An 11,262-nucleotide genomic window follows, 5' to 3' on the forward strand; every position below is an offset into this window, starting at 1 on the left:
CCTGAGGCCGGTGCCGTGTGAAGTCACCGGCGGGGGGTCGTGCCGGTGTGCGTGCCGGTGCCCCGGTGAAGTTAGGCACTCATCGTTCAGCCGTCAATCATCTGCACAACATCAACTGCTGTCAGGAGAGCCCGGCTTCCGCGATCCGCCGCAGCAGCGCGTGCAGGGTCTCCCGCTCGGCCGGCTTCAGCGGGGCGAGGAGTTCGTCCGTCACGCGTGAGCCCGCCTCGTCGCTGTCGCGCAGGAAGGCGCGGCCGTCCGCGGTCAGCGCGACGATCCGGCTGCGGCGATCGTCGGGGGCCGGGCGGCGCTCGGCGAACCCGAGCTTCTCCAGGTCGTCGACCAGGCTCACGATCGCGCTCGGGTCGTACCCGAGCCGCGCGCTCAACTCCCGCTGCAGTGTGCCCCCGGAGGCGGCGAGGAACCGCAGCAGCGCGTAGTGGCGCAGGCGCAGGCCGGAGTCCTGGAGGCAGGCGTTGAACAGCTGCCCGGACCGCAGGCCCATGCGGTACAGGAGGTAGCCCGTGTCCGCGTGCAGCCCGCGCATCCACGGCTCGTCCGCGTCGATCGGGGCAGGGGCTGTGGCCTGGTTCGTGGCGTGCGGCTTGCGGGTGATGACGGGCTCCCTGGTCGAGGCCCCGGGCGGGGCGGTTCCGGTGTGCTCGACAAGGATGACGCACGCTTCGGACGGCTACAACTATTGACGTCAACAATTATTGTTCTTACCTTCGGTCTCGGAGTCGCGCCTCGGGCTTCACCGCCGAACTCGTCTGCCGCGCCTCGCATTTGAGGCTTCAGCTGTGAGCCGTGGGCCCCGGGTCTCGGCTCGCAGGCGTACGTCACGCCTCACCGCATCCCGCCGCGCACCGCCCCGCGGCCGTACCCGTACGTGAAGGGACTCGCTCGTGCCAAGCATCGATCTCACCGGCAAGGCCGCCGTCGTCACCGGCAGCGGCCGGGGCCTCGGCCTCGCCTACGCCCACGCCCTGGCCGCCCACGGAGCCTCCGTCGTCGTCAACGACGTCGACGAAGCCGTGGCCGAGGCGGCCGTGAAGTCCCTCACCGAGGCCGGCGGCACCGCCGTCGCCGAGGTGGCCGCCGTCGGCACGTCCGAGGCGGCCGACCGCCTGGTCGCCCGCGCCGTCGAGGAGTTCGGGCGCCTCGACATCCTCGTCACCAACGCGGGCATCCTGCGGGACAAGGTCCTCTGGAAGATGACCGACGACGACTTCGACGCCGTCGTCTCCACCCACCTCAAGGGCACCTTCACCTGCGCCCGCGCCGCCGCCGTCCGCATGCGCGAGCAGGGCGAGGGCGGCACCCTGATCCTCGTCGGCTCCCCGGCCGGGCAGCGCGGCAACTTCGGCCAGACCAACTACGCCGCCGCCAAGGCCGGCATCGCCGCGATGGCCCGCACCTGGTCCATGGAACTGGCCCGCGCGCAGATCACCGTCAACGCGATCGTGCCCGTCGCCGCGACCGCGATGACCGAGACCATCCCCGCCTTCGCCCCGTACGTCGAGGCGATGAGGAACGGCGCACCGCTGCCGGACTTCCTGCGCAAGGGCGAGGGCTTCGGCACCCCCGAGGACTGCGCGGCCCTCGTCCCGTTCCTCGCCTCGGAAGCCGCACGCACCGTCACCGGCCAGGCCATCGGCATCGGCGGCGACAAGGTGACGCTCTGGTCCCATCCGCAGGAGACCAAGTCGGCCTACGCGAACGGAGGTTGGACCCCGGACACGCTCGCCGAGGCCTGGCCGACGTCGGTCGGCGCCGAACTCCAGACGGTCGGCATCCCCGCGCCGAAGCTGCCGGAGGCGTGATGCCCCACCCCATGAACCCCGACGACCTGGTCGCGATCGACGTCCACACCCACGCCGAGGTCTCCGCCGAGGGCCACGCCTCCCTGGACGACGACCTGCACGACGCCTCCTCCGCCTTCTTCAAGGTCGAGGGCAAGCGGAAGCCGACCCTGGAGGAGACCGCCGCGTACTACCGCGAGCGGAACATGGCCGCCGTCATCTTCACGGTCGACGCAGAGTCGGCCACCGGCACCGAGCCCGTTCCCAACGAGGAGGTGGCGGAGGCGGCCGCAGCCAACTCCGACGTGCTCATCCCCTTCGCCTCCATCGACCCGTTCCGGGGCAGGGCCGGCGTGCGGCAGGCCCGCCGACTGGTCGAGGAGTACGGCGTGAAGGGCTTCAAATTCCACCCCAGCATCCAGGGCTTCTTCCCCAACGACCGTGCTCTCGCCTACGAGTTGTACGAAGTCATCGAGGAGACCGGCACGATAGCCCTCTTCCACACCGGTCAGACCGGCATCGGCGCCGGGGTGCCCGGCGGAGGCGGCATCAGGCTCAAGTACTCCAACCCCCTGCACATCGACGACGTCGCCGCCGACTTCCCGCACCTGAAGATCATCCTGGCGCATCCGTCGTTCCCCTGGCAGGACGAGGCCCTCGCCGTCGCCACGCACAAGCCGGGCGTGCACATCGACCTGTCCGGCTGGTCACCGAAGTACTTCCCGCCGCAACTCGTCCAGTACGCCAACACGCTGCTCAAGGACAAGGTCCTCTTCGGCTCCGACTTCCCCGTCCTCACCCCCGACCGCTGGCTCGCCGACTTCGCGAAGCTGTCGATCAAGGACGAGGTCCGGCCGAAGATCCTCAAGGAGAACGCCGCCCGCCTGCTCGGGCTGACGAAACCGTAAAGGGAGCGCGAAGATGCGCAACGAGGGACTCGGATCGTGGCCCGCACGCCGGGCCCGCAAAACCCCGCACCGCACCGCCCTGATCCACCACGACACCAGCCTCACCTACGCCGAGCTGCACACCCGCACCACCCGCCTCGCCCACGCCCTGCGCGCCCGCGGCATCCGACGCGGCGACCGGATCGCCTACCTCGGCCCCAACCACCCCTCCTACCTGGAAACCCTGTTCGCGGCCGGCCTGCTCGGCGCCGTCTTCGTCCCACTCAACACCCGCCTCGCCGCACCCGAGATCGCCCACCAGCTCACCGACTCCGGCGCCGACACCCTCATCCACGCCCCCGCACACGCCGGGCTCGTCGCGGCGCTGCCCGACAGCACCGATGTGCGTACGTACGTCGAAGTCGGCGCCGCCTACGAGGAGTTGCTGGCCGGGGCCGCCGAGGCTCCGATCGACGAACCGGTCAGAGGCGACGACACCTGCCTCATCATGTACACCTCGGGGACGACCGGCCGCCCCAAGGGCGCCATGCTCACCCACGCCAACATCACCTGGAACGCCGTCAACGTCCTCGTCGACACCGACGTGGCCGCCGACGAACGCGCCCTCGTGACCGCCCCGTTGTTCCACACGGCCGGCCTGAACATGCTCACCCTGCCGGTGCTCCTCAAGGGCGGCACCTGCGTCCTGACCGAGGCCTTCGCCCCCGGCACCACCTTCGACCTGATCGAACGGCACCGGATCACCCTCATGTTCGGGGTGCCGACGATGTTCGACCAGATGGCCCGGCACCCGCGCTGGGCCGACGCGGACCTGTCCTCGCTGCGCAGCCTGCACTGCGGCGGCTCCCCGGTGCCGACCCCGCTCATCGCCACGTACCAAGGGCGCGGGCTCACTTTCCTCCAGGGCTACGGCATGACCGAGGCGGCCCCCGGCACCCTCTTCCTGGACGCCGAACACGCGGCGGACAAGGCGGGCTCGGCCGGCGTGCCGCACTTCTTCAGCGACGTACGGGTCGTACGGCCCGACCTCACCCCGGCCGACGTCGGCGAGACCGGCGAGATCGTCGTGCGCGGGCCGCACGTCATGCCCGGCTACTGGGGCCGCCCCGAGGAGACGGCAGCCTCCTTCTCGGACGGCTGGTTCCGCAGCGGCGACGCGGCCCGCATCGACGAGGACGGCCACGTCCACATCGTCGACCGCATCAAGGACATGATCATTTCCGGCGGGGAGAACATCTACCCGGCCGAGATCGAGGACCTTCTCCTGGCCCACCCGGACATCGTCGAATGCGCAGTCATCGGCGTCCCGGACGACACGTGGGGCGAAGTGCCGCGCGCGGTAGTCGTGCCCCGCGAGGGCGCCGTGCCCGACCCCGACGCGGTGCTCGCGTCCCTGGCCGGACGCCTCGCCAAATACAAGATCCCCAAGTCAGTGGTGGTCGCGGAGGAACTCCCGCGCACCGCCTCCGGAAAGCTCCTCAAAGCCCAGCTCCGCAAGCGCCACGGCAGCCCTCAACTCCCGTAAGGACACGCACACATGACCGTCACCGTCAACGGCCTCGACGCACTCAAGAAGCTCGCCGGCAGCGACCTGGGCAGCAGCGACTGGATCGAGATCACCCAGGAACGCATCGACACCTTCGCCGACGCGACCGGCGACCACCAGTGGATCCATGTGGACCCCGCACGCGCGGCAGCCGGACCCTTCGGCGCCCCCATCGCGCACGGCTACCTCACGCTCTCCCTCTTCATCCCGCTGTTCACCGCGCTCCTCGACGTCCAGGGCGTGACGACCAAGGTCAACTACGGCCTGAACAAGGTCCGTTTCCCCGCCCCGGTCCCCGTCGGCTCCCGCATCCGGCTCGTCGGCAGGCTCGCGGAGGTCGAGGACGTACCGGGCGGGGTGCAGATCACCGTCGACGGGACCATCGAGATCGAAGGCGGCAGCAAGCCCGCCGCCGTACTGCAGAGCCTGTCCCGCTTCTACGCCTGATCCGGGCTGTGCCTGATCGTCACGCCTGATACGGGCTACGCGTGCTGGGTGTCGTCCGCGCGTACCGGCACCAGGTCGAGAAGGCGTTCCGAAGCCTCCTGCGCGAGCGGCGTGAGCCTCTCGTGCACCGCCCGGAACGTCTTCTCGGCCCGCTCCGCCGGCCAGCCGTCCGGCAGATGCTCGACCGGCAGCCGCGGATCGCGGCGGACCACCTGCAGCCACTCGGCCTGCAGCCGCAACCGCAGCGCGAGCGGAGCGAGATGGGGGTCCCCCCGGCCGGAGGCTGGGGGAGCGTCAACCACGTCCGGAAGCTCTCCCTCCCACGGCTGCCAGCGCCCGGCGAACGCCTCGTACCGCGCGGCCAGTTCGGACAGCTCCCACGTCTCACCGATCATCGCGCCGACGTCCATGCCGGCGTCGGCGTGCGCACGGAAGACCTTCACATGCGCGGCCAGTCCCAGCTCGGCCACCAGCGCCGACACGTCGACGTCACCGGGCGCGATCCACAGACCGCTGAACAACAGCCCGAAGCCACTCCACGTCAACCGGGACCGCAGGTCGTGGCGCTGGCGCTGCCAGGACTCGGGCAGCGAGAAGCCGAGCAACGTCCACGTGCCGTCCCAGTCACGGTTGACGGCGCCCGTCTGCCAGATGCGCCGCTCACCGTCGCGCAGCACGGCCGCCGAGCGCTCCGTCAGGCCGAAATACATCCGGCGGCCCTCGCGCTGACGCCGCAGCAAGCCGCGGTGCACCATGCGGGTCAGCGTCGAACGCGTCGCCTGCTCGCCGACACCGGCGCGGGCGAACACATCGATCACACTGCCCGAGTACACACAGACATCCCGCCCGAGCACCTGATCGCCCAGGAACGTCAGCATCAGGGACTGGGGCCGCAGCGACTCTTCCATGGTCACGCCGCCCACCGTACGCTGCCGCAGATCAGCCGTGATCCGGCGGTACGGGAAGACGGCCGCCGCCGACGCACAGCCGCCCGGGGGACCGCTTCCGCCCCCAACTTGCCGCTGTGCAGAGGGCGTCGAGCACGAGCCCGGCCCGCCCCTCCGACGCCGACGCGCTCTTTCGGACAGCAGAAAGGTGTGTGACGTGCGAGTACAGCCCACCACGGCAGCGCACACGAGCGAGGACCGCACGCAGGGCGGCCCCGGTCCGGTCCTCGGCAGGGCGTTCAAGATCCTCGGTGCGTTCAGCGCCGAGCACCCGGCGATGACGCTCAGCGAACTCGCGCGGCGCTCCGGCCTGCCCACCTCCACCGTGCACCGGATGCTCGGCGACCTGGTCGCCTGGGGAGCCCTGGAGCGCGGGGCGGACGGTCGCTACCGGGTCGGACTGCGCCTGTGGGAGGTCGGCGCGCTCGCCCCGCGCGGCCAGGGCCTGCGGGAGCGCGCCCTGCCGTACCTGGAGGACCTCTCGCAGGTCACGCGGGAGAACGTACAACTGGCCGTGCGGGAAGGGTGCGAGCTGGTGTTCGTGGAGCGGATCGCGGGCACCGGCGCCGTACCCGTGCTCACCCGGGTGGGCGGGCGGTTCGCGCTCACCGCCACCGGGGTCGGCCTCGCCCTGCTCGCCCGCGCCCCGGTCGAGGTCCAGGAGAAGGTGCTGGCCGGGCCGTTCCACCGGTACACGGAGCACACCGTGACCGATCCGCGCACCCTGCGCCGGATGCTGGGCGCCGTACGCAGCGACGGCTATGTCGTCAGCGACCGGCAGGTCACGACCGACGCGCTGTCGGTGGCCGCGCCCGTGTACGGGCCGGGCGGGGAAGTGGCCGCCGCCGTATCGCTGGTGGTACGGCACAGCGGCCACGCGGTGCACGCGCTCGCGCCGCTCGTGTGCACCAGCGCCCGCGCCATCACACGGGCACTCGCCGACCCCGCCCGCTGACCCGGGCACCGCCCCGGCACGGCCTCGCGCGAAATCTTTCCCGGCATCCGGGAAAGCGCCTGGGCGGGCAGGTCGTTCTCCTCGAAGCTGTCCGCACCAACCGCCTCCGCCCGCCCCGACGGGATGCCGGCAGAGCAGCAACGTGCCGCACCTACAAGGCGGTTGGCCGTAATCGCGTAGGAGAGACCGGAGTCCGCCATGGCCTTGTCGCCCGCCTGTTCACGCACCGGAGCGGCGCGGTGAGCCGCCCGCTGCGCGCCGCCCTCGACGAGGGAGCGATGAGCCGCTTCCAGTGGCGCGTGGTCGTGGTCTGCGTCCTGCTCAACATCCTCGACGGATTCGATGTCCTGGTGATGTCCTTCACCGGCAAGGCCGTCTCCGCCGAATGGGACCTCGGCTCAGCCCAGCTCGGCCTGCTGCTCAGCGCCGGCCTCGTCGGCATGGCGCTCGGCGCGATCGCCGTCGCCCCGTGGGCCGACCGTGTGGGCCGCCGCCCGATCGTGCTCGGCTGCCTCGCCCTCGCCGCCGCCGGCATGCTGCTGTCCTCCGCCAGTCAGTCCGCCGTCCAGCTCGGCGCGCTGCGCGTGCTCACCGGCGTCGGCATCGGCGGCGTCCTCGCCTGCAGCAACGTCCTCTCCGGCGAGTACGCCTCCCGCCGCTGGAGGGGCCTGGCCATCAGCCTCAACTCCACCGGCTACGCCATCGGCGCCACCCTGGGCGGGCTGCTCGCCGTCGGCATGATCGACCGGTTCGGCTGGCGCTCGGTGTTCCTGGCAGGCGGCCTCGCCACCGCCCTGGTCGTACCACTGGCCTGGGCCACTCTGCCCGAGTCCCTCGACTTCCTGCTGACCCGCAGGCCCAAGGGCGCGCTGCGGCGAGTCAACGCCCTGGCCCGCCGCATGGGCCAACCGACGCAGGCCGAGCTGCCCGAAGCCACCGACCGTCCTTCCGCCTCACTCGCCGCCGGCTTCCGCAAACTGCTCGGCAGTGCGCTGCGCCGCTCCACACTGCTGCTGTGGTCCGCGTTCTTCCTGGTGATGGCCGGGTTCTACGTCGTCACCAGCTGGACGCCGACCCTGCTCGTGGAGGCGGGCCTGTCCAGCACCCAGGGCCTGACCGGTGGCACCCTGCTCAACCTCGGGGCCATCTTCGGCGCCGCCGCGCTCGGCGCCCTCGCCGTCCGTTTCCGGCTCCGCCATGTCCTGACCGCCTACCTGGTCCTCACGGCGGTCCTGCTGTCCGGCTTCATCGTCTCCACCTCCACCCTGTGGATCGCCCTCGCCCTCGGCGCCCTGATCGGCGTGTTCGTCAACGGCTGCGTGGCAGGCCTGTACGCCCTCACACCCGTCGTCTACGACGCGTCCGTCCGCGCCACCGGCATCGGCTGCGCGCTCGCCGTCGGCCGTATCGGAGCGATCGTCGCGCCCACCGCGGCAGGCGCCCTGCTCGACGCGGGGTGGAGCCCGCAGAGTCTCTACCTCGCCGTCGGAGCGATCTTCGCGGCGACCGGCACCCTCGTCCTGGCGATGCGCCCGGCCCACGCGGCCGAGCCCCGCCCGTCCGCCACCGTCCCCGCGACCGGCGACGCCGCGAACTGAGCCCCCTGACCCCGCACTTGAAAGGAGCAACACCATGACCGCGTTCGTCCGCAACCAGTGGTACGTGGCCGCCTACACCTCCGAAGTCGGACGTGAGCCGCTCGGCCGCACCGTCCTCGGCGAGCCGATCCTCCTCTACCGCACCGAGGACGGACGACCGGTGGCCATGACGGACCGCTGCGTGCACCGCCGCTTCCCCCTCTCCGAGAAGCCGAGCCGCCTGGACGGCGACCGCGTGGTCTGCGGCTACCACGGCTTCACCTACGGAACCGACGGCGTGTGCGTGTCCGTGCCCGGCCAGCAACGCATCCCCCGCACCGCCCGCCTGGCCACCTACCCGGTCGTCGAACAGGACTCCTTCGTATGGGTGTGGATCGGCGATCACGAGCCCGGTGACACCCTGCCGTCGCGCGCACCGTGGCTCGACTCGCCCGACCACACCGTCGTGTCCGGCATGGAGCCCATCGACGCCGACTACGGGCTACTCGTCGACAACCTGCTCGACCTGTCCCACGAGACATACCTGCACGGCGGCTACATCGGCACACCCGAGGTCGCCGACACCCCCATCACCACCGAGGTCGATGACAAAGCGGGCGTGGTCCACGTCAGCCGCCACATGGACGACGCCGAGTGCCCGCCGTTCTACGCCCACTCCACCGGCATCGAAGGCCGCATCACCCGCTGGCAGGACATCGAGTACCACGCGCCGGGCCTCTACCTGCTGCACTCCCGCATCGCCCCCGTCGGCGCACCCGGCCCGAACGCGGACGGCAGCGACCCGGACGCCTTCCACGTCGAGGTCGTCTACGGCATCACCCCGTCCACGGAGAACACCACGTACGACTTCTGGGCGGTGGCCCGCGACTTCGCACTGAACGACCAGGAGGTCTCCGACTTCCTGCAGGAGAACAACCACACCGTGGTCATGCAGGACGTGGTCGCACTCAATGTGCTGCAGAAGGCACTGGACACCGAGAAGGCCGGCTACCAGGAGCTGTCCATCAACATCGACACCGGAGGTCTCGCCGCCCGCCGCATCCTGGCGCGCCTCGCCACCGACGGCACCGAGCAGGCGCGGGCGGCGACCCGGTGAACCCCCTGCACCCCCCGGCACTCACCGGCGGCGATGTCTACCGCATCCACTGGATCCTCGGCACCGACCACCTGCTCGCCGTCTGCCACTGCGGCGCCGAGCGCGAGTTCGAGGATCCGGCGGAACTGTGGGACTGGCTGCTCGCCCACCCCGACGGACACCACCCGGCCGCCGGCGCCGCGCCCGCCCCCGCCGACGCCCCCGAACCGGCCCTGGCCCGATGAAGGAAACAACCGTGACCACCGTGACGCCCACGCGCACCATCGAGGTCGACCTCGACCTGGTCCTCACCGACAAAGAGCCGATCGCCCAGGACGTCGTACGCCTGACCTTCGCCCGCCCCGACGGCACCGACCTGCCCGCGTGGCAGCCCGGCGCCCACATCGACCTGCAGCTCAGCCCGGAACTCACCCGCCAGTACTCGCTGTGCTCCGACCCGGCCGACCGCACCCGCTGGCAGGTCGCCGTCCTGCGCGCGCCGGACGGCCGGGGCGGATCCGCGCACGTCCACGACCGTCTCGCACCAGGCGACCCGATACGGGCACGCGGCCCGCGCAACCACTTCGCGCTCCAGCCCTCGCCCCGCTACCTCTTCCTCGCGGGCGGCATCGGCATCACCCCGCTGCTCCCCATGCTCACCGAGGCCGAACGGCAGGGCGCCGAGTGGGAGTTGGTGTACGGCGGACGCAGCCTCGCCTCCATGGCCTTCCACACCGAGCTGCGCGCCACGTACGGCGAACGCGTCCGGCTCGTACCGCAGGACGAACACGGCCTGCCGGACCTCGACGCCCTGCTCGGCAGCCCGCGCCCGGACACCCTTGTGTACTGCTGCGGCCCGGAAGGCCTGCTGCGCGCGGTGGAGGAAGGCTGCGCGGCCTGGCCGGCCGATGCCCTGCACACCGAACGGTTCGCCCCCAGGGGCGGTCAACTCGCGGGCGAGGGCGAGGAGTTCGAAGTGGCCCTCGCCCGCACCGGCCGCACGGTGACCGTGCCGCCCGGCACGTCCGTGCTCGACGCCGTTGAGCAGGCGGGCGTACCGGTCCTGTCCTCCTGCCGAGCGGGCACGTGCGGAACGTGCGAGACCGCAGTCCTCGACGGCATCGTGGACCACCGCGACTCCCTCCTCACCCCCACCGAGCAGGCCGCACACGACACGATGCTGATCTGCGTCTCCCGCGCCGCCTGCCCCCGCCTGGTCCTCGACCTGTGAGTCCCCACGGATGGGTCGATCCAGCGCGACATGTCGCGCACCGTCGTACGACCCGCCTCCCGCCTGGTGTTCGTGGATGTCACATGCCGACCTCGCCGCCGACAGCGGCCGGTGCCTCGCCGGCCTCGGTCAACGAGGCCGAGCCCGCCAGCTCATGGACGAAGGCATTGCCCTGCTGCCCGAAGCGCGTTCCAAGACGCGGGCCGTGTTCCTGACCTACGAGGCTGAGAACTACCTCCGCGTCGGCGAACCGGAGTTCGCCGCCCAAGTCGCCACTCGCTCCCTGGATCTGGCCAGCCGGATCAACGCACCCAGATGCGTGACGATGGTCCGCGACCTCGAGCCACAGCTGTCGTCGTACGCGCGAACAGCAGGCGTCGGCGAACTCCTCGAACGGCTCCGGGCCGTCGCGTGAGGCGACCCTCGACCGTGGCTTTGCTCGACAACTGTGCAGAGGCGGTGCCCTTCGGGAGCGCGGGGCGGGGTCCCGGAAGGTGCTCCGGAACATCTCGGCACCCTCGTGCAGGGCGCGGTGCCGGGTGAACTTGTCGGCGGTCGCCTCGCGGACGACGGCCTTCATGGTCAGGCAGCGCTCCTGCGCGAGCGTGCGGAGCTCGTCGAGCTCCTGGTGACTGAATTCCACGTTGAGTGCGGGCATGCCCTCGACGGTACCCAGGGGTAAATATGTGCAGGTCAGCGCCGCCAGGATTCGGTACCAGCGGTACCCGGCGGCGCCTCCCTGCCCCCAGCCCC

General features: G+C 71.2%; 12 protein-coding genes. 10 read left to right on the forward strand and 2 right to left on the reverse strand.

What is annotated here, in order from left to right:
- Positions 1–121: 121 nt before the first annotated feature.
- Positions 122–547, reverse strand: coding sequence for a MarR family winged helix-turn-helix transcriptional regulator (locus GUY60_RS26085; protein ID WP_161702026.1), 426 nt, complete (start codon positions 545–547; stop codon positions 122–124).
- A gap of 358 nt (positions 548–905) precedes the next feature.
- Here GUY60_RS26085 and GUY60_RS26090 point away from each other — a divergent pair, with 358 nt between their 5' ends.
- The 4 genes from GUY60_RS26090 to GUY60_RS26105 are packed head-to-tail and all read left to right on the forward strand — an operon-like array spanning position 906 to position 4,703.
- Positions 906–1,823 carry an SDR family NAD(P)-dependent oxidoreductase gene (locus GUY60_RS26090; protein WP_161702028.1) on the forward strand — a complete coding sequence of 306 codons (918 nt, stop codon included), beginning with the start codon at positions 906–908 and terminating at the stop codon, positions 1,821–1,823.
- An 11-nt stretch (positions 1,824–1,834) separates the two neighbouring features.
- Positions 1,835–2,710 carry an amidohydrolase family protein gene (locus GUY60_RS26095; protein WP_161702042.1) on the forward strand — a complete coding sequence of 292 codons (876 nt, stop codon included), beginning with the start codon at positions 1,835–1,837 and terminating at the stop codon, positions 2,708–2,710.
- Between the two features lie 13 nt (positions 2,711–2,723).
- Positions 2,724–4,235 carry an o-succinylbenzoate--CoA ligase gene (gene menE, locus GUY60_RS26100; RefSeq protein WP_161702030.1) on the forward strand — a complete coding sequence of 504 codons (1,512 nt, stop codon included), beginning with the start codon at positions 2,724–2,726 and terminating at the stop codon, positions 4,233–4,235.
- A gap of 12 nt (positions 4,236–4,247) precedes the next feature.
- A complete protein-coding gene (locus GUY60_RS26105; protein WP_161702032.1) occupies positions 4,248–4,703 on the forward strand; it encodes a MaoC family dehydratase in 456 nt (151 codons plus the stop codon).
- A gap of 35 nt (positions 4,704–4,738) precedes the next feature.
- Here GUY60_RS26105 and GUY60_RS26110 read toward each other — a convergent pair whose 3' ends face one another.
- Positions 4,739–5,611 (reverse strand): PaaX family transcriptional regulator, encoded by an 873-nt coding sequence (locus tag GUY60_RS26110; RefSeq protein ID WP_161702044.1) that lies wholly within the window; start codon positions 5,609–5,611, stop codon positions 4,739–4,741.
- 196 nt (positions 5,612–5,807) lie between these two features.
- On the opposite strand from GUY60_RS26110, the gene GUY60_RS26115 reads away from it, so the two are divergent.
- The 6 genes from GUY60_RS26115 (at position 5,808) to GUY60_RS40150 (ending at position 10,924) form a co-directional block, all read left to right on the forward strand.
- Positions 5,808–6,605: an IclR family transcriptional regulator gene (locus GUY60_RS26115; protein WP_312866425.1), complete on the forward strand. Its 798-nt coding sequence runs from the start codon at positions 5,808–5,810 to the stop codon at positions 6,603–6,605.
- 239 nt (positions 6,606–6,844) lie between these two features.
- The gene (locus GUY60_RS26120) at positions 6,845–8,203 is read left to right on the forward strand and encodes an MFS transporter (RefSeq protein ID WP_161702036.1); all 1,359 of its coding nucleotides are present in this window, start codon (positions 6,845–6,847) and stop codon (positions 8,201–8,203) included.
- A gap of 34 nt (positions 8,204–8,237) precedes the next feature.
- Positions 8,238–9,299, forward strand: a complete 1,062-nt coding sequence (locus tag GUY60_RS26125; RefSeq protein ID WP_161702038.1) for a Rieske 2Fe-2S domain-containing protein — start codon at positions 8,238–8,240, stop codon at positions 9,297–9,299.
- Complete coding sequence (locus GUY60_RS26130; RefSeq protein WP_312866426.1) at positions 9,296–9,523, forward strand: hypothetical protein; 228 nt, start codon at positions 9,296–9,298, stop codon at positions 9,521–9,523. Before GUY60_RS26125 ends, GUY60_RS26130 begins: the two co-directional genes overlap by 4 nt.
- Complete coding sequence (locus tag GUY60_RS26135; RefSeq protein ID WP_187370130.1) at positions 9,520–10,509, forward strand: PDR/VanB family oxidoreductase; 990 nt, start codon at positions 9,520–9,522, stop codon at positions 10,507–10,509. The genes GUY60_RS26130 and GUY60_RS26135 overlap by 4 nt, the downstream gene beginning before the upstream one ends.
- A 76-nt stretch (positions 10,510–10,585) precedes the next feature.
- Entirely contained in the window at positions 10,586–10,924 is a 339-nt protein-coding gene (locus GUY60_RS40150) for an NsdA family TPR-like regulatory protein (protein ID WP_512700841.1), read from the forward strand.
- Positions 10,925–11,262 lie beyond the last annotated feature (338 nt).

The organism is Streptomyces boluensis (assembly GCF_009908195.1).
Classification (GTDB): domain Bacteria; phylum Actinomycetota; class Actinomycetes; order Streptomycetales; family Streptomycetaceae; genus Streptomyces; species Streptomyces boluensis.